Source organism: Paenibacillus periandrae, from assembly GCF_022458865.1.
In the GTDB taxonomy this organism is placed as follows: Bacteria; Bacillota; Bacilli; order Paenibacillales; family NBRC-103111; genus Paenibacillus_S; species Paenibacillus_S periandrae.
On the sequence record NZ_JAJNMU010000017.1, the window covers coordinates 39656 to 64533 of the forward strand.

Annotated in this window: 24 protein-coding genes; 22 read left to right on the forward strand and 2 right to left on the reverse strand. The window is 45.0% G+C overall.

Annotation, left to right across the window (positions count from 1 at the left end; translation table 11 throughout):
- The first annotated feature begins 2 nt into the window (after window positions 1–2).
- From LRL21_RS26600 to LRL21_RS26625, 6 genes are all read left to right on the forward strand, one after another.
- Complete coding sequence (locus LRL21_RS26600) at window positions 3–881, forward strand: carbohydrate ABC transporter permease (RefSeq protein WP_240418804.1); 879 nt, start codon at window positions 3–5, stop codon at window positions 879–881.
- Between the two features lie 36 nt (window positions 882–917).
- Window positions 918–1748 (forward strand): carbohydrate ABC transporter permease, encoded by an 831-nt coding sequence (locus LRL21_RS26605; protein WP_240418805.1) that lies wholly within the window; start codon window positions 918–920, stop codon window positions 1746–1748.
- 50 nt (window positions 1749–1798) lie between these two features.
- On the forward strand, window positions 1799–3136 hold the full coding sequence (locus tag LRL21_RS26610) for an ABC transporter substrate-binding protein (protein WP_240418806.1): 1338 nt from the start codon (window positions 1799–1801) through the stop codon (window positions 3134–3136).
- A gap of 123 nt (window positions 3137–3259) precedes the next feature.
- Window positions 3260–4027 (forward strand): glycerophosphodiester phosphodiesterase family protein, encoded by a 768-nt coding sequence (locus tag LRL21_RS26615; RefSeq protein ID WP_240418807.1) that lies wholly within the window; start codon window positions 3260–3262, stop codon window positions 4025–4027.
- A 22-nt stretch (window positions 4028–4049) separates the two neighbouring features.
- A complete protein-coding gene (locus LRL21_RS26620) occupies window positions 4050–5093 on the forward strand; it encodes a galactitol-1-phosphate 5-dehydrogenase (protein ID WP_240418808.1) in 1044 nt (347 codons plus the stop codon).
- Between the two features lie 65 nt (window positions 5094–5158).
- Complete coding sequence (locus tag LRL21_RS26625; RefSeq protein WP_240418809.1) at window positions 5159–5374, forward strand: hypothetical protein; 216 nt, start codon at window positions 5159–5161, stop codon at window positions 5372–5374.
- Here LRL21_RS26625 and LRL21_RS26630 read toward each other — a convergent pair.
- The gene (locus tag LRL21_RS26630; RefSeq protein ID WP_240418810.1) at window positions 5371–6183 is read right to left on the reverse strand and encodes a helix-turn-helix domain-containing protein; all 813 of its coding nucleotides are present in this window, start codon (window positions 6181–6183) and stop codon (window positions 5371–5373) included. The two genes, LRL21_RS26625 and LRL21_RS26630, sit on opposite strands and share 4 nt — an antisense overlap.
- Window positions 6184–6403: 220 nt before the next feature.
- Between LRL21_RS26630 and LRL21_RS26635 the strand changes: the two genes are divergently transcribed.
- The 9 genes from LRL21_RS26635 (at window position 6404) to LRL21_RS26675 (ending at window position 14768) form a co-directional block, all read left to right on the forward strand.
- The gene (locus LRL21_RS26635) at window positions 6404–7213 is read left to right on the forward strand and encodes a phytanoyl-CoA dioxygenase family protein (RefSeq protein WP_240418811.1); all 810 of its coding nucleotides are present in this window, start codon (window positions 6404–6406) and stop codon (window positions 7211–7213) included.
- Window positions 7214–7348: 135 nt separating this feature from the next.
- A complete protein-coding gene (locus LRL21_RS26640) occupies window positions 7349–8044 on the forward strand; it encodes an SDR family oxidoreductase (protein ID WP_240418812.1) in 696 nt (231 codons plus the stop codon).
- A gap of 224 nt (window positions 8045–8268) precedes the next feature.
- The gene (trxB, locus tag LRL21_RS26645; RefSeq protein ID WP_240418813.1) at window positions 8269–9234 is read left to right on the forward strand and encodes a thioredoxin-disulfide reductase; all 966 of its coding nucleotides are present in this window, start codon (window positions 8269–8271) and stop codon (window positions 9232–9234) included.
- Between the two features lie 173 nt (window positions 9235–9407).
- Window positions 9408–10208, forward strand: coding sequence for a polysaccharide deacetylase family protein (locus LRL21_RS26650; RefSeq protein ID WP_420832492.1), 801 nt, complete (start codon window positions 9408–9410; stop codon window positions 10206–10208).
- A gap of 51 nt (window positions 10209–10259) precedes the next feature.
- Window positions 10260–11468 carry a multidrug effflux MFS transporter gene (locus LRL21_RS26655; RefSeq protein WP_240418815.1) on the forward strand — a complete coding sequence of 403 codons (1209 nt, stop codon included), beginning with the start codon at window positions 10260–10262 and terminating at the stop codon, window positions 11466–11468.
- 362 nt (window positions 11469–11830) lie between these two features.
- Complete coding sequence (locus LRL21_RS26660; protein WP_240418816.1) at window positions 11831–12724, forward strand: peptidylprolyl isomerase; 894 nt, start codon at window positions 11831–11833, stop codon at window positions 12722–12724.
- Between the two features lie 206 nt (window positions 12725–12930).
- Window positions 12931–13134 (forward strand): hypothetical protein, encoded by a 204-nt coding sequence (locus LRL21_RS26665; protein ID WP_240418817.1) that lies wholly within the window; start codon window positions 12931–12933, stop codon window positions 13132–13134.
- 166 nt (window positions 13135–13300) lie between these two features.
- The gene (locus LRL21_RS26670; protein WP_240418818.1) at window positions 13301–13567 is read left to right on the forward strand and encodes a YkgJ family cysteine cluster protein; all 267 of its coding nucleotides are present in this window, start codon (window positions 13301–13303) and stop codon (window positions 13565–13567) included.
- 49 nt (window positions 13568–13616) lie between these two features.
- A complete protein-coding gene (locus LRL21_RS26675; protein WP_240418819.1) occupies window positions 13617–14768 on the forward strand; it encodes a serine hydrolase domain-containing protein in 1152 nt (383 codons plus the stop codon).
- Window positions 14769–14783: 15 nt separating this feature from the next.
- Here LRL21_RS26675 and LRL21_RS26680 read toward each other — a convergent pair whose 3' ends face one another.
- Window positions 14784–16538: a sulfatase family protein gene (locus tag LRL21_RS26680; protein ID WP_240418828.1), complete on the reverse strand. Its 1755-nt coding sequence runs from the start codon at window positions 16536–16538 to the stop codon at window positions 14784–14786.
- Between the two features lie 118 nt (window positions 16539–16656).
- On the opposite strand from LRL21_RS26680, the gene LRL21_RS26685 reads away from it, so the two are divergent.
- The 7 genes from LRL21_RS26685 to LRL21_RS46840 all read left to right on the forward strand — a co-directional run bounded on the left by LRL21_RS26685 (window position 16657) and on the right by LRL21_RS46840 (window position 24787).
- Entirely contained in the window at window positions 16657–18198 is a 1542-nt protein-coding gene (locus tag LRL21_RS26685; protein ID WP_240418829.1) for a response regulator transcription factor, read from the forward strand.
- Window positions 18199–18212: 14 nt separating this feature from the next.
- A complete protein-coding gene (locus tag LRL21_RS26690; protein WP_240418830.1) occupies window positions 18213–19913 on the forward strand; it encodes a sensor histidine kinase in 1701 nt (566 codons plus the stop codon).
- Window positions 19914–20128: 215 nt separating this feature from the next.
- Complete coding sequence (locus LRL21_RS26695) at window positions 20129–20989, forward strand: ABC transporter permease (RefSeq protein WP_083689074.1); 861 nt, start codon at window positions 20129–20131, stop codon at window positions 20987–20989.
- 30 nt (window positions 20990–21019) lie between these two features.
- The gene (locus LRL21_RS26700; protein WP_240418831.1) at window positions 21020–21907 is read left to right on the forward strand and encodes a carbohydrate ABC transporter permease; all 888 of its coding nucleotides are present in this window, start codon (window positions 21020–21022) and stop codon (window positions 21905–21907) included.
- Window positions 21908–21946: 39 nt separating this feature from the next.
- On the forward strand, window positions 21947–23530 hold the full coding sequence (locus LRL21_RS26705; protein ID WP_240418832.1) for a type 2 periplasmic-binding domain-containing protein: 1584 nt from the start codon (window positions 21947–21949) through the stop codon (window positions 23528–23530).
- Between the two features lie 27 nt (window positions 23531–23557).
- Complete coding sequence (locus tag LRL21_RS26710; protein ID WP_240418833.1) at window positions 23558–24577, forward strand: Gfo/Idh/MocA family protein; 1020 nt, start codon at window positions 23558–23560, stop codon at window positions 24575–24577.
- A gap of 18 nt (window positions 24578–24595) precedes the next feature.
- On the forward strand, window positions 24596–24787 hold the full coding sequence (locus tag LRL21_RS46840) for a glycoside hydrolase family 97 C-terminal domain-containing protein (RefSeq protein ID WP_420832489.1): 192 nt from the start codon (window positions 24596–24598) through the stop codon (window positions 24785–24787).
- The last annotated feature ends 91 nt before the right edge of the window (window positions 24788–24878 follow it).

The following is a 24878-nucleotide window of genomic DNA, read 5'->3' on the forward strand; positions in this document are numbered from 1 at the left end:
GCATGGATAAAAAACTAATATGGAGTAAACTCCGTCCTTATCTCATGGTTTTGCCTGCCATGATAGGTATTTTTACCTTTGTCATTTACCCGATGCTGCATTTGATTTATTTAAGCCTTTTTAAATATAACCTGATGAATAAAGCTAAAAGTACATTCATTGGCTTAGACAATTACAAAGAGGTCTTCCTGCGTGAAGATTTTTACAAAGCATTGGGCAATACGTTTGTTTACACCATTGGTGTTGTCGCGTTGACGATGATTGTATCACTGCTTTTTGCTGTATGGCTTAGCAAACAAAGCAAGTTTAACAGCATCGTGCAAGCTGGCTTATTCACGCCGCATATCATCTCTATTGTGTCAATTGCTCTTGTGTGGCTTTGGCTGATGGAGCCCAACCTGGGTTTTCTCAACTTTGTTTTAAAAGCCCTTGGTCTACCGACATCACAATGGCTGCAGAGCTCTAAGACAGCAATGATCTCCGTCATTATTGTATCGGTATGGCACAGTGTAGGTTATTATACTTTGATCATAGTGGCCGCTCTCCAAAGCATACCGCCAAGCATCTATGAGGCAGCCGAGCTGGATAATGCGAAAAAGTTTAAGGTATTTTACAAAATAACATTACCCTTAATTTCACCGCAGCTGTTTTTCATCTTAATCATTATGACGATTGGTTCTTTTAAGGTATTTGATACTGTTAGAATCATGACAGGCGGAGGACCTAATAACGCAACCAGTACATTGGTTTATTACATTTATAGCTTTAGAACGACGAATATTGGTTTTGCTTCCGCAACGGGAGTTGTGCTGATGGCCATTATTGGGATTCTTACATTTATCTACTTCCGCTTGCTTTCCAAAAAGGTTCATTATCAATAATACCTGGATTACCCAGAGAAAGGGGGTTGACGATTCATGACATTTGAACTAAAGCACCTGTGGTCGACATTAAATACGTTACTTAAATTAGCAGCTCTTGCGATTTTCGTTTTTCCATTCTTATGGATGATTTCCACGTCGCTACAGACTATTCAGGAGACCTTGGCGATACCTCCGACTATGATTCCGGCAATACCTCAATGGATTAATTTTGTGACGGCGATGAATTCGGGCCCATTTTTGACTTATGCCCAGAACTCGATTATCGTCACTCTTTCCATCATATTATTGCAGTTTGCTGTGATGATACCGGCTGCCTATGCTTTTGCCAAATATAAATTTGTAGGTAAAGAATTCTTGTTTGCTATGGTACTCTTGGCGTTTATGATTCCTGGTCAAGTAACCTTCATCCCTGTCTATCTGATGCTCGCTGATTGGGGAATGATCAAAACCTTATTGCCGCAAATTATTCCGTTCATGTCCAATGCATTTGGTATCTTCCTTTTACGCCAATATTTCATGCAGACTCTTGAAGAAATTATTGAATCGGCTAAATTGGACAATGCTTCCGAGTTCAAGATTATTTGGAAAATTATGATTCCGATGTCCATGCCAGCATTGGCAACGATCGCACTATTCAGTTTTGTGAGTCATTGGAATGATTACTTCTGGCCGCTCGTGATGACAGACTCAAACCCGGTTCGTCCACTGACACTCGGAATCGCGATGTTAAGAGAGACAGAAGGTATCAGTAACTGGCACACTATAATGGCGGGTAACGTTGTCTTGGTAGTCCCAATTCTGCTCGTTTATCTGATTTGTTCCAAACAGATTGTCAAGGCATTTGTTTATTCAGGGATTAAGTAAACAATTAATCTCTTCCGAATAATAGTGAACACAAAAAGGGAGGAAGAAAAATGAAGAATAAAAATATGACAATGCTTATGGCATCCACGATGCTGATTGGTGCACTTGCAGGCTGCAGCTCAGCACCTGCAGCAACTGGAACAACCGGAACAACCGGAACTACGGGAACTACTCCGGCACCTGCAGCAACGCCGGCAAAGGCAGGCAAGACGACGATTCAATATTGGCATTCCATGGGAGGGGCAAACGGTGAATTTACAGATGCGATGATCAAGCGTTTTAATGCCTCCCATCCCAATATTGAGGTTGTTGGAACCTTCCAGGGTGGGTATGATGAAGTGGTTACCAAGCTTCAACAGGCAGCAGCAGCGGGTTCAGCACCGGATGTTACTATGCTGGAGCGTTCTTTCGTACAGTTGTTTGCAGATGCGGACGTGCTGGAAGATTTAACACCGTATTTAAAAAAATCAAATTTAAGCATGGATTACTTTGTTGCCGGTCTGATGGGTCACTCCACCTTTAATAAGAAATTGGTAACACTGCCTTTGAACCGTTCCACTCCGATCATGCATGTTAACAAAACGATGCTGGATGAAATGGGACTGAAGATTCCTACCACTTGGGAGGAACTGAAAACGGTCACCAATGCGCTTGTCATTAAAGATGGCAGCGGTTATAAACGCCAAGGTATAACTATTCCGTTTGATGATTGGTATCTCCAAGGGATGATAACCCAGTCTAAGAGCAGATTCTTTAGTGAAGATGGCACTAAAATGGAATTTATTGATGCTGGAGTAGGAAACAAAGTATTTAGTTATCTGAAAGATCTTCAAAAAACAGGAGCATTGTTCTACCCTCCGACTCAGGATTCAGGAAATATTGCTAACCAGATGTTCACTGAAGGTAAGGTCGGTATTTTATACCAATCAACAGGTAGTATTGGCGGATTACAAAAAAATGTGAAATTTGATTATCAGACCGCCTTCCTACCTAAAAATGAAGTATTCGCCACTCCAACCGGTGGAGCGAACGTCGCGATGTTTGCTTCTTCCAAAAACAAAGATGCTGCATGGGAGTTCTTGAACTGGTTGATGACGGATCCTCAAGGCGGACAGCAGTTCGTAATTGACACAGGTTACCTGCCTTTCACGAAGAACATGGTAGAATCCAAAGAAATTAAAGAGTTGTTTGCGAAAGAACCGAATCGCAAGGTGGCCTATGATCAGCTTCAATACGGCATTGACACCAATAAGCACTTGGCATGGACGCCAATTATTCAAGAGTTCCGTTCTACTATGGAAGCGATTATGTATGATAACAAAGATATTAATACGACTCTGGCTACATTCAAAACAGCAGCCGAAAAACTTTTGAAGAGTACTAAGTAACCTTTTCAGAACCCACAAGGCCTTTCAGGAAAGCAGACAGACCGAGTTGGAGCTTATCCATTCGGCCGTCTGCTTTCTCTATGCTTAAATAGCTAGATCATATAAGAAAGGGATGCAGCCCACATGCTAGAACGTCTTGTAAATAGTCCTTCCATTAATATTGTCGGACATAGAGGATATAAATCTGCTTACCCGGAAAATACACTTCTTGCTTTCCAGAAGTCACTGGAGATGGGGGTAGATGTTCTTGAATTTGATCTGCGTTTTTCCAAGGATAAGGTCATCATGGTTATCCACGATGAAACACTGGATCGCACAACCAATGGCTCGGGCAAAGTGAGTGACTATACGATGGCAGAGCTTCAACAACTGGATGCTGGAGGATGGTTCGGCAAACCATTTGAGGGGCTCAAGATACCAACCTTTGAGGAGCTGTGCCAGCTGTTGGCCTCATATCCCGATACTCTGCTAAATGTAGAAATTAAACCAAGCAGTCAAGCCAAGGAAATTGCCGATCTAGCTATTGAAAAATTGGGAAAATATGGATTTTTATCACGTTGTATATTTACTTGTTTTGATGCAGAGATCATTACTTATATTTACGATACTTACGAATTGAGAACACAAGGCTTTCCTGAAGAGCTTATGTCAAACTTCGTTACAGGTAAAGAAGGTACCTACTCTAAAATGTGGTCAATAGGTATCAGTTTGAAATTGTTAACTCCTGCATTAGTTAAAGAGTTTCAGGAAATGGGTCTTCTTGTCGGTTGCTGGAGTACGGATAATGAGCAACAGGTTTACTATGCGCTGGGATGCGGTGTTACTTTGCTAACCTGCAACGATCCACAAGCAGCTATGCATGTTCGCCAGCAAATGGGTGGCATTCGGTAGCCAGTCAGAAAGGAAGATGAAGATGAAAGCTTGGCCTTTGTATGCCATCGGAGACATTCGATTGGAGAACAGAACGAAACCGCATGCGAGTTCAGGGGAGGTTCTTCTGAAGGTGCGTGCGTGCGGCATTTGCGGTTCCGATATTCCCCGAGTCTACTCGAAGGGAACGTATTCGTTTCCGACGATACCTGGACATGAATTTTCCGGTGAGATCGTAGAAGTAGGCGAAGGTGGGGATGAGTCGCTAGTTGGCCGCGGTGCCGCGGTGTTTCCATTAATGCCCTGCCGGAGCTGCAGCGCATGCGAAATTGGACAGTTTGCGTTATGCGAGAATTACAATTATATGGGCTCGCGATGCGATGGAGCTTTTGCCGAATATATCACAGTACCCTTATGGAACCTGCTGTTAATGCCAGAAGGTGTGTCCTATGAAGAAGCGGCAATGGTGGAGCCGGCAGCTGTGGCCCTGCATGCGCTCCGACAAGCCAGTGTGGACATTGGTGATACGGTGCTCATTTATGGAGCGGGCCCGATTGGTATGATGCTCGCCCTGTGGGCTCAGATTTGGGGTGCAGGCCGTATACTGCTCGTCGATATCGATGAAGCGAAGCTGACATTCGCGCAAGGGCTAGGCATTACGAATACGTGTAACGCTGCCGTAACTGACACAGGTGCCTGGGTACATGAACAAACGAACGGGCGTGGTGCAGACGTGACGATCGAGGGCGCAGGCAGCTCGGTTTCCTTTGAGAATGCGATGCATACTACACGTCCCTTTGGCAAAGTTATACTTATGGGTAATCCAGCTGGTGATATGAAGCTGACGCAGAAGGGCTACTGGAAGATTCTTCGTAATAATCTTACGGTTATCGGTACATGGAATTCGTATTATGCGAATTTGCCAGTTAACGAGTGGCAGCTGGTGCTAAACTTTATTGCCTCGGGAAAGCTTCGGCTAGATCCTTTAATAACGCATCGTGTACCCATAGAAGGAATTGGTAATGCCTTGCAGATGATACGGGATCGCAGCGAGTTTTCCGTTAAAGTGATGTATATTCATCATTAAGGATTTATTAATAAATTCCGGTCAAATAAGAAGGAAGTGCAATTCGTGAACAACATTTCGCAAATATGGTACATCTCACACGGGGAGCTGCTTCTCCGAATGGTCCTTGCCGCTGTCTTGGGAGGGCTACCATTCAATTCATTTTCAACCTGAAGGTGCAGGAGCAGACCAAGCTGCTCTTGGCCGTTGATCAAATTAATTCCTATGATTTTATTCTCTATATGGAATCTGGCCGCAGCTTAATGAGTCCGCTTGGACAAGTAGCAGAACATGCAAATTAGTTGTCCCCAAACAGTGAAGATGCCGATCGTTTGTGCTTCATATAGGAACTCGGATTGACGCCATACCATTTGCGAAATTGATTCGTAAAATGATTGTAGTTCTGAAACCCGACGTCGAAGCAAATCTGGGATGCGCTGCGCTCGGTATGCTCGAACAATAGCGCAGCCTGCTGAACACGCATTCTGTTCAATGTATCAACAATGCTTTGTCCTGTAATTGTTTTGAAGAGGTGGGACAATCGTGAAGCTGACAACCCTACCGCATGGGCCAAGTCATCTATTCGAATGTGCTCCCTCATCCGCTGAGAGAGCAGTGAGAGCGTTTCTTCGATCCTGGCATCCATAACGTGACTTTTCTTTTGAGCCAGCAGCATAATAATCTCACGAAGTGCATTGCAGCACAATTCATTCCAGTATTCCCCGCGCTCTCTGGAATCCGAAATCACTCTGGCGAAGGCATGACGGATGCGTTGTCGGGCTGATTCATTTTCTATGGACTGCATAATCAAATTATCGTTGGGCAGCAGGCTCGTTTCAATAAGACTTGAGGGAAAGTGGGCCCATACAAATTGCCATGTATATCCGCGTCGTGTACCGTATTGATGAGGGATACCAGGCTTGAGCAAGGTCACATCTCCGAATTGGCAGTTTAACTCATGTCCCGGCACTTTAAAATAGCCTTCACCCTCCAGCGTGAATGTGATTAACCAATCATTTCTGCCACTCGGCCTGTTGATGAAATAAGTTTCAGTCTCCTGAAAATGTCCGGCGATAACCGTATCGTAGGTATAGCCTTTGTATTGGCTCATTGGTCCAGATTCCATACAAACCCAGCTTTCGATTGAGATATAGAAACAGTTTGGTTTATGATTGAGGATTACTTTCTGATTAACAGCATATAACAAATCCATTCCTTGTGCTACTTATATAGCAGGATTGTATGAATATATAGCATCATTGTTACTGTTCGCTGGAGTGTAATTCGCTTACGATAAGCTTATACAAATACAGCTTACAGGAGGCAAGGCAATGGACTTACAATTGCACAGATTAACACAGGAGCAGAAGCATCATTTTGAAACGGAAGGATATCTCGTCGTAAAAGGATTATTTGGTCCGAACCAGTTGGCAGAGATCGACAGCACCTTTGAAGAGATCAGCTATCAAACGATATCCGGTTTTTTTGAACCCGATCTGAATGAGGGTACAACAGATCCGCTGAAACGATATCCACGGGTCATGCACCCTCACCGTTTTAACGAGACAGCCAAAAGATATATGCTGCATCAGCCCGTGCTGGAGGTTCTGACCGATTTGTACGAGGAGGAGCCGCTCGCCGCTCAGAGCATGTTTTATTATAAGCCGCCGGGATCACGTGGGCAGGCTTTGCATCAGGATAATTTTTATTTAAAAGTCGATCCCGGAAACTGCATTGCGGCATGGACCGCCATTGATGCTGCTGATGAGGATAATGGCGGCCTGCTGATTGTGCCGAAGACGAACCAGCACGAGATTGTGTGTCCGGAGCTGGCCGACGAGAACGAATCGTTCACAACTCATTATGTGAAGCCGCCCAAGAATCAGAAAGCCATTCCGGTGCTTATGGACAGAGGCGATGTGCTGTTTTTTAATGGAAATCTGATTCATGGCTCATACCGGAACAAAACGAAGGATCGCTTCCGCAGAGCTTTTATATGCCATTATGCAAATCAGTCGGCAACCAGCATTAGCAGCCACTACCACCCTTTGTTCCGACAGGACGGTACGACGGTGGAGCTGGAGGTCAATCCCGATGGGGGACCGTGCGGTATTGAGCACCAAAATGTGTATCCTCATTAGTGTTGTGCTGACGCCCAAATGGTGACCTTCTCATTTGGTATGCCTTCTATATGAAGCGTGATCTATTTTTGTTATATTGAAATGTGCAGAGACAGCGCAATCACGCTCATATGAGAAATAGAAGGAGATGCCAGCATGAATCTTGAAAATCAACGTGTAGTGATTATAGGTGGAAGCACTGGTATAGGATTAGCTACGGCCCAGGAGGCGGTTCTACAAGGCGCTCGTGTCATCATCGCTGGACGTTCCTTGGATAAATTGGAGAAAGCTAAAGCAACCATAAATAGCGAATTACTGGAGATCCGGCAGTTGGATAATCAGAGTGAAGATTCGATTAAAGCATTTTTCGATGAGGTTGGGAAGTTTGATCATCTGTTTACACCAGGGGCTTCTTACGTGCTCGGGCCCATAACAGCCAGTACGGATGTAGCCGAAAGCTGCTTCAAAGCCAAGTTTTGGCCGCAATATTTTGCTGCCAAATATGCAGTTCCCCATATTTCACAGAATGGATCTATCGTTCTGATGTCGGGAGCGGCTAGCCAAAGACCTATTCCTGGTGCAGCTTCTTATGCCGCTTGTAATGGAGCCATCGAGAGTCTGGGCAAAGCATTGGCTGTTGAGCTGGCTCCTGTTCGGGTCAACGTCGTTTCTCCAGGTACGATCCGAACTGAAAAAGAACGGACAGAAGCATACGAGGCTTACCAAGGCATGTGCCTGCTGAAGCGGGTAGGGAGTGTTGAAGAAGTTGCACATGCTGTTATTTACTTGATGACGAACCGATATACGACAGGAAGCACGCTATTCCCTGATGGCGGGTACGTATTAAGCTAATCTTATCTTATATAGTTCATAAGCATCCGTTTGCTCCTTTTAGGATAAAGCGGGTGTTTTTTTCTATGTTTTAAAATGGCTAACTGCATATTACCTCGTATTTCATCGGATCTTCATGCGAATTTCACGATACCTTCATGAGGCAGGATTTGGATTCTGGTAATATAGACATATCGAAGAACAACTCAATCCAAACCTAATCGTAAAATAAAGGGGAGCTTACCATGAGTACATCCGTATATAAATCAGTCATTATAGGGACAGGTCCAGCAGGACTAACAGCAGCTATTTATTTGGCCAGAGCCAATCTGGAGCCATTGATTATTGAAGGTCCGGAGCCGGGCGGTCAGCTAACCACGACAACAGAGGTCGAGAATTTCCCCGGGTTTCCCGAAGGGATCATGGGACCTGAGTTGATGGACAATATGCGCAAACAAGCGGAAAGATTCGGTGCTGAATTTCAGACAGGCTGGGTTAACAAAATTGATTTCTCCAACCGCCCGTTTCGCATTTCCATTGAAGGCCGGGAAGAAGATATTGTAGCAGAGACGATCATCGTATCCACAGGCGCCTCAGCCAAATATTTGGGCATTGAAGGTGAAAGAGAAAATGTTGGCCGCGGTGTTAGCACCTGCGCAACTTGTGACGGATTCTTTTTCCGCAACAAAAAGATTATCGTAGTCGGTGGCGGTGATTCGGCTATGGAAGAAGCCAACTTTTTAACTCGCTTTGCGTCCGAGGTAGTTGTGGTCAATCGCCGCAACGAGCTTCGCGCATCCAAAATTATGCAGGACCGGGCACGCCAGAATCCGAAAATCAGCTGGGGCTTGAACAAAACCCCGCTTGAGGTACTTACCAATGATCGCGGCGTTACCGGCTTAAAAGTTAAGAACAATAGCACGAATGAGGAAGAGGTTATTGAAACAGATGGCATCTTTATCGCTATCGGTCATACGCCTAACACCAAATTTCTGGATAATCAGCTGCAAACCGATGATCAGGGCTACCTGCTGGTTAATCCAGGTACAACTGAAACGAATATCCCTGGCGTATTCGCCTGCGGAGACGTGCAGGACCACCGTTATCGCCAAGCAATCAGCGCGGCAGGAACCGGCTGCATGGCGGCACTGGATTGCGAACGTTTCCTGGAAGCTGCCGAGAGTGCGCATTTGCAAACGGCTGTTCGTTAATCAATCCTAAGTGGAGGGGCATAAGCCTCTCTTTTTTTGCTTGGAAATTTTGCTGGGTCCCTCCCACTTTTACATATAAACCATTCGTCTCATATTGTCATCCCTGAATTGATAAGGTAGGATAGACATGATCATTCAGCTATTCGATTCCACAAGTAAAGAGGGATGTTATGATGAAAGTTCGTTTCGACCGCTTTCCAGGGGGCACCATGAAGGCGGTCACGTTAAGCTACGATGATGGGCGAATCCATGATCGCAGACTGGTGGATATTATGAACCGCCATGGCCTCAAAGGAACGTTCCATTTGAATTCAGGCAAGCTCGGTCAGGACTCGTACATTACAGCGGAAGAAACAGCCGCACTGTTTGCAGGGCATGAGGTATCAGCTCATACTGTGAATCATCCGCATCTGGAGTTGATTCCACCGGAGCGAATCGTGATGGAGCTTGTAGAAGACCGTCAGGCGCTCGAAGAGCTGGTAGGCTATCCGGTTCGGGGTATGTCATACCCGTTCGGTACCTGGAATGATCAGGTTGTTACTATACTTCCTTCATTAGGCATCGAATATGCGCGCACGGTCCAGAGTCATGGCGAATTTAGGATGTCGGATAATTGGCTGCTCTGGTCGCCAACCTGCCACCACAAGTCAATGCTGGAGTATGGAGAGAAGTTTCTTGCGCACCAGCCCAAATATTCAAGGCAGTCTCTACTGTATGTGTGGGGCCATAGCTATGAATTCGAGAATGATAATAATTGGGAAAGGATGGAGCAGTTCGGCGAGCTGATCGGGAATCAGCCGGACATCTGGTATGCAACGAATGCGGAGATTGTGGCTTACATGACAGCGTCAAGGCAGCTCCGCTTTTCGGTATCGGGCACGATTGTGCATAACCCAACGGCATTATCCGTTTGGATAGGTGTAGATGGTGAGTCCGTAGAGATTGCAGCCGGAGCGATTGTGAAGCTGGCGTAACCATTGGTAATCTGCAATAAATTTAGGGTGGATAACAAGGAGAATCATACGATGAATATAGAGAAAAAGAAACGAAATCAACTGCGTTTTGCTTTACTACTGGGTACATTTTCAGCTCTGGGGCCTTTTACTATTGATATGTATTTACCTTCATTTCCTGAAATCGTAGCACAATTCGGTACGACAGCTTCACTGGTGCAGCTTAGCTTAACGGCATGTCTGTTAGGACTCGGTCTGGGACAATTGGTGATGGGAACTTTAAGCGATGTACACGGAAGACGCAAGCCGCTGCTGATTTGTATGATCTTGTATTTGGCAGCTTCGTTCACATGTGCCCTGGCACCGAATATTGAATTTTTTATCGTTGTCCGGTTTCTTCAAGGCTTTGCCGCATCTGCAGGTATCGTTATTTCAAGAGCCATTGTTCGCGACGTTTATAACGGTCATGAGTTAACAAAGTTTTTTTCTTTGCTCATGCTCGTAAGTAATTTGGCTCCGCTCGTTGCACCTGTGGCAGGCAGTGGCATCATTTCCTTTACAACATGGGTAGGTGTATTCGTTGTATTGGGCTTAATCGGCATTTTCTTGAGCATCATGACAACCTGGAATCTGGAAGAAACCTTACCTGTGGAGCAGCGTGTTCCCAGTAACTTTATGCAGGTATTAATAAATTTTAAATTGCTGTTACAAGATCCACAGTTCGCTGGCTACGCGCTCGCGCAAGGTATTATGATAGCCGGAGTATTTGCTTATGTATCAGGGACGCCATTTATTTACCAAAATATTTATGGAGCATCACCGCAGCTGTTTGAAATTTTATTCGGCTCGAATGGCATCAGTTTAATCATCGGCTCTCAAATCGTAGGCCGGCTAACCCACAGGTTCTCAGAACGCAGCTTCCTGTTGACAGGACTGCTCTTAGCTGGCTGCTCCAGCGCGGCCGTATTAATTGCAGCCCTTGTTCATGCTCCGTTATGGGCACTGGTTATCCCACTCTTTTTCTTTGTAGCTTCGATCGGGATGACGGCAACAGCATCATTTTCATTGGCTATGGAGCATCAAAGCCATGTCGCGGGCAGCGCGGCAGCACTTCTCGGATTGATTCCCTTTATTTTGGGTGCGGTGGTTTCCCCTCTTGTCGGAATCGCAGGTGAGCATACGGCCGTTCCCTTGGGTGTGATTATCCTCTCTACGAGTGTAATGGCTTTACTTGCTTATCTCGGTCTCGTAAGAAGGCCAAGGAAAGAGCTGGCTGGATAAGGAAACTTCAGCTGTTAGTAGTAAGTTAAAGTATCATCGTCGGCCATGGCTGACGTATAAAGCATCGTTAAAGGACAAATATTTTCCTTTGCGGTGCTTTTTGCTATGCTGTCAGGTTGGAAGAATGGTTTATTCTGTATTCAGGATTCATTCAGTTAACGGTCAGTTCTTATTCAGGTGGACGAATTATAATACATAACGTAACGGAGATAAGCATCCATCCATCAAGGAGGTGTATTCATGTTAAGAGCCTATAGTTCCCAATACTCGCTGCCGCTGCGTTCTCTCATAATGATCACCTTATTGATCGTCCTATATAACCTCATCTGAGATGAAATTCAACCAGAGAAAGGAAGTTAACTATGATAACCAAAAAAACGAACTATAAGTGGATCACTGCCACTATATTATTGTTAATCATCCTTATTACCTATATGCTTTTTTACCCTCCAGTTATTAAAGGGCAAGAATCGGTTGCAAAAGTAAATGGAGTTTCCATAGCCAAGGAACAGCTGTATAATGCGGTATTAGCTTCGAGTGGTGAAAAAACACTGCAAAATTTAATAGATCAGGAATTGATCCAGCAGGAAGCTAAGAAGGCGGGGGTTCAGGTGCAGCAAACGGATATCGACAACGCACTTGAATCAACCAAAGGACAATTTTCATCAGAAGACGAATTTAATCAGGCGTTGGCCACATACGGAATGACATCCGATCAGCTAAAGCAAAATATACAAACAGAGCTGCTGATCGAAAAGATTTTAGAGCCAGAAATAACAGTTACCGATGATGAAATTAATCAATATTATACAGCTAATCTGGAAACATTAAAAACACCGGAGCAAGTGAAAGCTTCGCATATCTTGGTTGCAACTAAAGAAGAGGCTGATGCCATTGAGCAGCAATTGAAGAATGGTGAGGACTTTAGCACAATCGCTCAGGATAAATCGTTGGACACAGCGACCAAAAGCAAAGGCGGAGATTTGAATTACTTTGCTAAAGGCGAGATGGAGGAACCGTTTGAGGCAGCAGCATTCAAGCTTGAGACCGGAGCCATCAGCGACGTTGTTCAGACAACAAACGGCTATCACATTATTAAAGTAACCGATCATAAACAAGCAACTACACCAACCTTGGAAGAGAAGAAGGAAGAGATCCATACGACGTTGATGAAGCAAAAGGTAACAGACAAAGCTTCGGGCTGGCTTGAGGAAAAGAAATCGGGAGCTTCTATCGAGAACTATTTGACCAGTTAAGCATGAGAACGTCAGCTCGACCGAGTATTCGGTAGGCGGTAACTATGTTCCTTTTACAAGGAACTCACAGTTGCCGTCTTTTTGTTGCAGAGCTATAATGTGGAGACATCTATTTGGGATATAAGGATTAATTTCAAGAGAGCCCACTTAAAATGACCATTATAAGAGAACTGTATACATATGGTTCATTTCGAGGAGGAGGACATATGATAACCAACACGAGCACCTTGACAGAGATGAAACTCAACAATGAACAAGAAGCTTTGATGATTCAGACAATGAAAGAAGAACATACGAAGCTATGTAACCAAATGGCTCAACTGGATGAACTGCTGCTGCGACTAGAAAACAAAATTAATAGACTTGACGATTGTATAAATTTCACGCCCAATATTCAAGCATCAGCATAGAAAGACCCTCAACTCCATGATCTTTTCGGCATCGAATAACCAATTTCGAGAGAAGAGAGGGAAATGGAATGAGGGTCTTTTTGTCTACTTGGCTTTTTCGTTGGGGTTCTCTATGGATGGCGATATGTTATAATAATGGAAAATGGAAAAGAGTGGGGGCTAAGCTTTGGAATGCCGATTAGGTTGTGCGGCCTGCTGCATAGTCATTTCAATTTCTTCTTCGATCCCTGGGATGCCTAATGGAAAGCCGGCAGGAGTCCGATGTATACAGCTTTCCGATCAAAATAAGTGCAAACTATTCGGTTCATCCGAACGCCCGGCTGTGTGCAGCAGTCTACAGCCTTCCGTAGATATGTGCGGGTTATCCAACATAGAGGCTTTCCGTATTTTATCAGAACTCGAACAAGCAACTACTCCAGCATCAATAATATAGTTAATCGTTGTACTACTAATTGATTTCCAAATTGAAAGGGGTTAATGAAATGGAACGTTTACAACGCTTGACGCCATTGCTGAAGAGCTTTATGGAAAAAGGACCTGCTGGCTGTGCCATTACTGTTGTCAGAAGCGGAGAGGTATTGTATCAGGAAAGCTTTGGCTATGCAGATGTGGACAAGAAAAAGAAGCTCGATTCAGATACAATCTATCGGATCTACTCGATGACCAAAGTGCTGACCTGCGCCGCGGCTCTTATGCTTTACGAAAAAGGAATCTATATGCTTAACGATCCACTGGAGGATTACTTGCCGGAATTTAAGAATCCTTCGGTGCATCGCTATAACGATTTTGGATTAAGATCGATTTCTCCCGCATCTGGACCGATACGGATCAAAGATTTATTCACCATGTCCTCAGGGCTTACCTACGGGGGGGATGGTACAGAAACCGAACGGCTAACACGAGTCGTCATGGAAAATGCCACCGCTACGATGGATATGAGAGCGCTGTCCAAAGCGCTAGCGACGGTTCCTCTGGCTTTTGATCCGGGAACCCATTGGAAGTATGGTACAAGCCACGATGTTCTGGCTGCCTTGATTGAAGTGTGGTCAGGTGTTTCTTTCGGAGAGTTTCTGCAAAAGGAAATTTTCGAGCCGCTGCAGATGAAGGATACTTCATTTCGGATTCCAGATGACAAAAGAGACCGTCTCAGCATGATGTATAATCTAGCAGAAGACGGTACGCTGACCCCTAATACGGAGCGAGACGCTCCTTATCAGCAGGGATGTATTCACGAAAGCGGTGGAAGTGGGCTGCTGTCAACGCTAGGTGATTACAGCCGATTTGCGCAGGCATTGGCAAGGGGCGGAGAATTGGATGGGGTACGGATTCTTGGACGGAAAACCGTACAATTGATGGCGACCAATCATTTGGGACCCCAGCAGCTTAAGGATTTCAATTGGCTGCAGATGAAGGGCTTTGGTTATGGTCTGGGGGTTCGAGTCTTGATTGACCCAGCAGAGGGCGGTCTTAACGGTTCGATCGGTGAATTTGGCTGGGCAGGTCTGGCCGGGTCATGGGTGTTAATCGATCCTAAGGAGCAATTATCTGTCGTTTACATGCAGCAGATGCTGCCGAGTCTGGAGCCTTATATTCATAATCGTCTGCGGGCCGTCATTTATGGAGCTTTGGAGTAAAGATATGGTTTGCAATTAAGACTTGGTTTGATTCGGTACGAGTCGCTTTTGTTTCCGCTGCTCATTCAGAAGCTGTGTCATAAACTCCTGAATAGATTTCGTTTCCTCTGTCGCAAAAGCATTATGGGCGAGATTGCGAGCTTCGAGAGGGTCCTCAGATAAATTATACATTTCGTATTCATCTGCGACTGGTTCTGTTTTGATAGAAACGCTGTAAGTCTGGAAGCCACCCTCGGGATGCGGATAGACACTCCCAACAGGAGTGAAAGACTCATCCCGGATACCGGGATGGCTCCAAAATTGATCGTTGTCAAAGTAACGGGAAAATTTCCACAAATGCTGCTTATCATTACTTGTGATAAAGGCAATCACGGTTTCGATATGGTTGGGCTGGATAACGGAAGTATAGGGGATACCCAGCGGATTTACTTGATGTGGACCGCGCGTCACATCGTCATCAGTCATAAAGTAAATCGGTTCATCCACACGTTCACACTCAACGCCGAACAGGCAGGATGACAGATCACGCCCGACAAAGGGGTGAACTTCGCTGAATTTTTGGCGCAATCTATTTTGAATGCCTTCCAGATCAACGTCGGCCAATCCGAGCATGGTTGGAATGATATCCAGATGACTTGTCAGTTTATCGAAATGTGCTTCCTGGGCAAATAATCGTTTGTTATGAATAATCAAGGGCACATGAACGAATTCTTCGTAAGCACAATACCATTTCTGATGAAGATAGCCGTGAGCGCCAAGCAGATCTCCGTGATCCGAAGTGAATATCACAATCGTTTCGTCATAAAATGACGATTTGGTGAGAGATTCGAAAACCTTGAGCATTTGCTGATCGGCATTCTTTTGCAGCTGGTAGTAGAGCTTACTGTAATGAGGCTGGTTAAATATGGGCTGCAATGCCCGCGGATATACATCACGATAGCTTGCCTGGCATCGGGGTTTTGTGTGTAAAGACTCGTGAATGGTTGGCGGTGGGCCAGGCTGCGGCATTGGTTCCACTGCGAAATTAAACATCGGATTATGGGCTGTCAGTGCTCCATACAATACAATATCGTGCGGGTTCACAAAGGAGGCAACCAGCAGCCAGGGCTCTAGATGCCCGTCGTTGCGTTTTTTGTGATCCAGTGCTTCGATAAGCTCAACCACTTCTGCAGCATAGAACTCATCTCTGCCGCTGACTCCAATTCCAGCTGAAGAAGCGGAATTTCGGGGATTTTTCCCGTGCGGCTCCGGTCCAATCCAACTGGAGAATCCGAAGTCAGCTAAAGGATCGGCATGAAGATACAAATCTACTTTTTCCTTATTGGGTATACCGGTTACGGGATCATAGCTTAATAGGCCATTGTGAGTGCCGGGGATGATAATATCTTCGTAGGAAACATGCCATTTTCCTTTATAATAGGTTTGATAGCCAGCCTCCCGGAAATAATGGCCCATTGTCGGAACCGTGTTTCTGTTAAGCCAAAACATATCCGGATCGGAGGCTTCCTTGGCGATTCCATTCGTCTGACTGACGCCATGAAGGGACGGATACTGTCCGGTAAACATTGTCGCTCGACTGGGACAGCAGGCAGCACTTCCAATATAATGCCGATCGAACTCTAGTCCGTTCGTTCTTAGCAGCTCCTGTGTAACGAGATTGTGTGTACGCCATTCTCTGATGTCACGGTTCTCATATACAGGGGGATACCTCTGCTCATCAACGAGTATAACAAGAAAGTTAGGCTTCTGAATGTTCCTGATGTGTGTCATTATTCACCCCGCCAATATGTCATGTCTAAGTAATATGCGTCAGGCTGTTGTCCTATGAAGATAGATGAATGGAAACTGCACAGAGCTATAGTTCAAACTGGAAGTAGAAGGTGATTCGATGTATAAGGCTTTGATCGTAGATGATGAAAAAATCGAGCGGGAGGGTGTCAAGTTTTTAATCGAAAAACTAGAGCTGACCCTGCAAACTGACGAAGCGGAAAACGGTGTCAAAGCGCTGGAATATTTGCAAACGCATGAGGTAGACCTATTATTCACCGATATCCGTATGCCGTTCATGGACGGGTTAGCGTTGGCAGCGAAGGCGAAGGCGCTATATCCCAAGCTTAAGGTTATTATTGTAAGCGCATACGGCGATTTTGAATATGCTAAGCAAGCCATCCACATTCAGGTGGTCCACTATTTGTTGAAGCCTGTTGAAGTATCCGAGTTTCTTGAGGTCGTGACAGAGGTTATCCGTTTATGTGATGAGGATCGTGAGCAGAGGGCAAGATCGCAGCAGCTGGAGCAGGTGTACGAAATCGGGAATCGCTATGTGCAGGAGCAAATGCTGTTTGATTTACTTCAAGGAACCCAGTCTGCAGAATATGCTGGAACTGGACGAAATCAACAAGGCTGGCTAAAGGAGGGTACGGCATTTCGGCTCCTTCTTTTGGATACACGGAACAAATTATTCGATACAGTCGGGGAAGGGCTACAATCGCAATTGACAAGTGTACTCCCATGGGATTGTATGTATTTGAACCTGAATGAGTATCAAAGCGTGCTTTTCGTACGGTTGGAGGGAAATTGGGACAAGAAGCAGCTGGAGCCATATGGAAAGAAGCTTCAGGAGATTCTCATAGCACATTACGAAGTCGATAATGTGATCGTATTCAGCGGCTTACTGAACGATCTTCAACTGGTTCCTGCCGAATATCAGGAGATGGAGAAAATATTGGAATACAAATTTTTTCTGCCTGCTTCGGCTGTATTGTTTTCAGAGGATATGTGTGCATCCCTGCAGGAAGTACCTGCGGACCTCAACCATATGCTTGAGGAAATATCGCGGTATATCAGCTACAGCGAGTCTCATTTAATTCTGGATGTGATTGAGAGGCTGTTTGTTGAGCTGTCCTTCAATAACCAATTGTCTACCATTTATGTGAAATACATATGTGCCGAAATTGCCAAAAAATATGTCGATAGCTTCAATCGTGACACTGACATGTCCTTTCAATGGTTTGCCGAGCACATATTTAAGTCAGGCAGCCTGATGCAGCTCAAGGATCTAATGATCCAGATGGTTGAAGAGAGGTCGAGGCCAGAAGTCGAGCCTTCCAGAAAGGTGATCGGCGAGGTGCTTAAATGGATTCACCGTGATTATCAAAAGGATATCGGCCTGGATTCCCTGGCGGACAAGGCAGGCTTGTCTCCAAGCTACTTAAGCCATCTGTTCAAGAAAGAAACCGGCTCCAGTCTCATCAAGTACATAATCAGCTATCGGCTGGAAAAAGCGGGTGAGCTGCTTAGGACCACCAATATGAAAATTGCCGATATTACCAATGAGGTGGGTTATACGAGCTTCGCTTACTTTTGTTCCATATTCAAAAATTATTACGGCAAAACCCCCGCCAAATACAGGGAAGGGGATTCCGTATGAGTCACCCGCTGCACATGTTCAGAAATATGCGTTTCAAGCAAAAGCTCATTTTATCTTACCTGATCGTAAGCTTAATTCCGATCGCGCTATTGGGGACTTATTCTTACAACCAGTCCAAGCTGTTTCTTCGCAAGCAGGCCGTCCAAGGCTTACAGGATACGGTCGGTACGATGGCAAGAGGTATGAACGAAAAGACGGTGCAATACGAGCGAACGGTCGATTCCGTTGTGATGAATACAGGACTTCAGCGTATTTTCGGTACCCAATATAAAAGTCTCACGCTGCTCTCCGAAGATTTAAGAAAGTATGTGGACCCTTATTTCAGCATGATCAAGAGCTTGAATAAAGACATGCTGCAGCTCACCGTATATATGCCCGATACGATGCCGGAATATGGCGATTCTATTCTTTCCATGAACAGGCTAAAGGGTAATAGTCTATGGTATAACGCTGCTATGCAGCAAAAGCAAACGGGCTGGTATCATAATAATGACGAGCTCGTTGTATATCGACAATTTCCGACAATACTATACAATAATATGGAAGGTATTTTGTATTTGAAATTGAACAAGGAACTTTTTTTTGAGTCGCTTTCGTCGGTTTCTTCGGTTGATTCGGCACGTGACGGACTTTTTATTTCCGATGGGCAGCACAACGTCGTCTATTCCAATCACCGTGACGCTGCCATATTTCAACACCAAATCATACAGCTGCCAACGCAGCCTGAGAATACAGCCGATATCGGGGGCATTCGATATATTGTCATTAATGTCCCTCTTCATCATTCCGATTGGACGCTTCATTATTATATACCGGAGCAGGACATATCGATGGATGCTACCAGCATTGTCAAGGCAACAGTCATACTCCTTATTGTCTGTATCGCCATATTGTTCGCGCTCATTTGGATATTTTCACATACCATGATCAAACGGATTTATCATTTGAACAAACTAATGAAACAAGTTCAGTACGGAAATATGCAATTGGACATACGCAGCGAGAGCAGGGACGAGATTGGTGAATTAACGAACCGCTTCGGCAGCATGCTGTTTCGTATTAATGAGCTGGTGACAGAGGTATATCAAAACAAAATTATTCAAAAGGAAGCCGAGTTTAAAGCGCTGCAGGCCCAAATTAATCCTCACTTTTTGTACAATACGTTATCTATCATCAACTGGAAATCGCTGAAGATTGGCGCAACCGATATTAGCCATGTCGTGACTACACTATCCCGATTTTACAGAACCTCTCTCAACCGGGGAGAAAGCATGACTACCGTCAGGGACGAGCTGCAGAACACCCAGTCGTTTGTGGAAATTCAATCCGTGATGCACGATCATAGCTTTGATGTGAGCTATCATATCGATGATGAGGTGTATCAATACGATACGGTGAATTTATCGATACAGCCGCTTGTTGAAAATGCGATCCTGCATGGGATTGACCAGAAACAAGAAGGTAGAGGACAGCTGGTAATCACCGTTCGAGCCCATAAGGAATGGATTGAATTTGTGGTGGAAGACAATGGACCGGGCATCCCAAAGGAAATACAGGACGATATTTTGATCCAACAGTCCAAGGGCTATGGATTGAAAAATGTGAATGAGCGGATCAAGCTCGTGTTCGGTGATGAATATGGCATTACGGTATTCAGTGAAAATGGTCAAGGGACTGCAATGATCATGATCATTCCCAAATATAGAAAGCAATAAAACGATAGTTTTCAAAAAAATCTGATAATTAAAATAAAACAGCGCTGTGCTATATTAATTAAACAGGAATGAATGCGCATTCATAACTTAAATATCTGGAAAGGAGAGAGGTTATTATTGCACGAATCATAACAGCCAATCAGAAGACTGAAACCGTTTCCAAAACGAAAAGTGAGTTCAGAAAGAAATTAAAAAATTATCAGGTTCTCTACTTGATGCTGCTGCCGGGTCTCCTGTACTTTATTATTTTTCATTATGTTCCGATGTACGGTGTTGTCCTCGCCTTCAAAAATTTTAAAATTATGCAGGGTATTATGGCCAGCCCTTGGGTCGGACTTGAGCATTTTTACAAAGTATTCGCCGATCCGAACTTTTATCGAGTCTTGAACAATACCCTTATCATTAGCCTTTATAAAATCGTATTCGCCTTCCCCATTCCAATTGTATTCGCCCTTCTGCTAAGCGAAATTACAAGTGAGCGGTTTAAAAAGCTCGTCCAGACGATTTCGTATTTGCCGCATTTTATGTCCTGGGTCATTATGGCAGGTATTTTTATTAGCATTTTTTCATTGAACGGTCCTGTCAACGCCATAATCAAGCTGTTTGGCGCTGATCCGGTATTGTTTATGGCAGATGACCGTTATTTCCGTACGATTCTGATCCTCACGGACATTTACCAAGGCTTCGGCTGGGGCTCGATCGTTTATTTTGCCGCCATCGCCGGGATCGACCCGCAGCTTCAGGAAGCAGCTATCATGGATGGAGCCAACCGATTTAAAAGAATGATCTATATTACGATCCCGATGCTGTTACCCGTTATTTCCATCATGCTCATTCTACGGATGGCGCACGTACTGGATGCCGGCTTCGATCAAATTTTCAACATGTATAATCCTAAAGTATATGGAGTATCGGACATACTGGATACTTTCGTTTATAGAAAAGGATTGGTGGAAACGAACTACAGCTACGCGACGGCGGTAGGCCTGTTTAAATCCGTTGTTGCTCTAGTGCTCATCGTACTCGTCAATAAAGCAGTGCACATGATGGGAGGAAAGGATCATACCATTTGGTAATTCGGCGTATCTGATGGAGGCATGTTGACTATGATAAAAACGAAAAAAACGTCCGCAGAGAAGATAGGCGAATTCTCGTTGTATTTGCTCATGATCGTGATTACTGTCATCACCTTGTATCCGTTTTGGAACCAGGTGATTACGTCGATCAGTGCGGAAAGCACCTTATATACAACCGGTATGCTTCTTCTCCCAAGCAAGCTTTCCTTTGAAAGCTATCATGTGATTTTTCAATATAAAGCCATATGGACCGGCTACGGAAATACGATATTGCGTACGATACTCGGGGTAGGTCTCAGTCTGTTCTTCACTGCGCTGTTCGCTTATCCCTTATCCAAAAAGGACCTGCCGTACAATCGCACGATCACCTCGTTCGTCTTGTTCACCATGCTGTTCAGCGGAGGCTTGATTCCCAATTATTTGCTCGTTAAGCAGTTGGGTATGTTTAATTCAGTCTGGGCGCTTGTGCTGCCAAGCATGATCAGTGCGTTTAATACATTAATAATGAGAAATTTTTTCAGGTCGATACCGGACAGCCTGGAGGAATCTGCACGTGTGGACGGCGCCGGGTACTTTTTTATTTTTCGTAAAATTATCGTACCGCTCTCCAAACCGGTGCTGGCTACCGTGGCCTTGTGGATTGCAGTTAATCATTGGAATGCCTGGTTCGATGCCATGATTTATATTACCGATTCGAAAAAGCAGGTACTGCAGGTTGTGCTCAGAAAAATCATCGTGGACAATAATATGGACCAGCTGAACACGATGCTGTACCAGTTTGATCAGAAGGATATGTTTTCCACGCGCCAGCTGCAGGCTACAGTCACCATGTTCTCGGTCCTGCCGATGCTTGTGATCTATCCTTTTGTGCAAAAGTATTTTGTCAAAGGGATCATGATCGGCGCGGTTAAAGGGTGAATCAGATTCCAGTATTCGACTAAAGAAAGGGTGGTTTATATGAAAATAATAATGCCGTTGACGTTAAGTGCAGTCTTAATGGGAGCCGTTCTTGCAGGCTGCAGTTCGGAAACAAGTACAGGCGGGGAAAAAACCGAAGCACCCCAGGCAGATAAAAAATACAAGCTGACCTATCTGAATCAAAATTTTGATAAAACGGTCAAGGATTCATACGCCGTTAAATATGTGCAGCAAAAATTCAACGTCGAAGTGGAGCAGCTTCCAAGATCCAAGGATAATTTCAAGGATGAGCTCCTGCTGAAGGTGGCTTCCGGGGAAATTCCGGATGTGTGGGTGGATTTGGGCTTTCCCGAATACGAAAAGCTTGTCAATCAGGGTGCGGTAGCGGAGATTCCCCAGGAGCTTATCGAGAAAAACGCCCCGCGTTATTGGGCCTGGCTGAAGAAGCACTTGGGTGATGATCCGTTGAAGCTGTACCGAAGAGACGGCAAAAACTATTCGATGCCGATCATCCAGACGCTGGGTCCCGACCGTACTGTCGTAAGTCTCCGTAAGGACTGGCTTGACAATGTAGGTATTACGAAAAATCCCGAGACATTGGAAGAATTTGAAGATGCCATGCGCAAATTCCGCAACAATGATCCCGACAAGAACAGCAAAAAGGATACATACGGATGGACAGGTCAAGCTGCAGGGGTTAAAGATATATTCAGTCCTGTATTTGGTGCATTCGGAGTATTCCCCGGTACGTTCACCGATAAGAACGGTAAGATTATTCGGGGTGAAATTGAGCCAGGTGCCAAGCAGGCGCTTACGCTGCTCAATAAATGGTACAAGGAGGAGCTGATTGATCCCGAATTCGTGCTGAATAAAGGCCCGAATGTGGACGATAAGGTCATTTCCAGCAAAGTCGGAATTGTCACTGGTTCCTGGTATCAGTTTATACAGCGGGCGGCTTTTTTTGATGGCAAGTATTATGAGAAGCTTCGTGCCAATGTGCCGAATGCCAGCTGGTTATTGACAGCGGGGCCTAAGGGACCGGACGGTCAGCAGGGCACCGTGCAGTTAAATCCGATTGCAAGCTCCGGTGGACAATTCGGCAAGCATATGGAAAAAGATAAAGGAAAGATGGCCAAATATTTGCAGGTTGCCGATGCAACTGCCTTCGATGCGGAGACATTTGAAAATATCGTTTACGGAGAAAAAGGAAAAACCTACAAAAAGGGTGATAAAGGCGATTATATTTACCTGCCTCCTTATGATAAAGAAGAGGAGCAGATCAAGTTCGGGATTGGACAGCAGTATACTTTCGTAGGTAAATCATTCAACGATTATGAATTTCAGACTCCGTACATGACCCTTAATGAGATGATGCCTATCCGCAGGGCCAATGAACACATAGGTAAAGGTAAATATGATATTTTACAGCCGATTCAAATTCCAGCATATAACGAAAATGTCGATACGCTGGATCAAATGACGCTAAAATATTTTATCGATATGATTACCGGACAGCGACCTGTCAGTGATTTTGATAAGTATGTTGAAGAGTGGAAAAAAGCGGGCGGTTCCAAGGTAATGGAAGAGGCCCAGAAGAAATACGAGGAGAACTTCAAGAAGTAATATGCTGATGGGGGAGGGTGGACGGCTTTGGAACCATTAAAAGTAATTCAAATCGGCGTTGGGGGATTCGGCAGATCGTGGCTGAAAACTGTACTTAAGGAACCGGATGTCGATCTGGTAGCTATCGTGGATGTTGCCGATGATAATTTGAAATATGCGGGAGAGCTTTTACAAGAGATGGCCATTCCGATGTTCCACGATCATAATGAGGCATTGAGCAGCGTACATGCGGATGCAGTCATGATCATTACGCCACCACAGACGCACATGACCATTGCCTTCGATGTGATGAAAGCAGGCCTTCATATCTTTCTTGAGAAACCTCTGACTTATTCCTTCGAGGACGCAGTGGAGCTTGTTCGCAAGTATGAGCACTATGACAAGAAAGTGATGATTAATCAGAACTATCGCTGGACACCCGAGATTCAGGCGATGAAGCAGGCAATTGCGAACGGCTCCATCGGAGACATCGGATATATCGACTATAGCTTCAGAAGGCTGCACAATTCGAATGTCGATACATGGCGCGTACATTCCGGGGAATTTTTGTTCACTGATGTCAGCATTCACCACTTCGATCTGATCCGATATTTACTGGAATGTGAGCCTGAGTATGTCACCGCACAAGGCATTCGTCCATCCTGGAGCTGGTGTGAAGGCATTACAGTGGGCGGTGCCATCTTCGAATTTCCTAAGGGCATACTGATGAATTATTTTGGAAGCTTGTCCGATTTCGGATCTTCGACTACCTGGAACGGTAAAATCCGCATAACTGGAAGTGAAGGCGCAGTCGAGCTATGTAATGATATTCCGTATTGGAGTGGGAAGGGTGGAGAGAGGCAGGAGCTTCCATTACCCCAGATGCAGTACAGCAGTCAAGGCTATTCACTGCACCAGTTCATCAATTCGATACGGCATGATACGAGACCCGTTACCGATCTGATGGACAATATTAAGAGCCATCTTATGGTGTATACGGTCATCCAATCCATTCGCCGTAATGAACGGGTGGCATATGACGAATACCTTCAAGCGCTGAATCCATAAAATTGGCAAGGTGTTACCTTGAATCAGGCTTGTAGTGGAGGGTACTGGTTTGTAGGTGCGATCTGTGCGGCGAGCGGAAGAACGGCTCACGTGAGCCTCGACTTCTTGGAGGAGGCGTTACATACTTGGCTGATATTTACAAGAGACGGTCACGAAGCTAGATGCACTTTATCTGAAGCTGAAAGTAAACGGCGGCAGCGATCCGATTAAGGAAGGCTGCAAAGTAACGACACTGGCTAACGCAATCCTGCGTTAGCCTTCACTTTTATTCACGACAAAAAGTGCTGATGCTCTTCCCTCG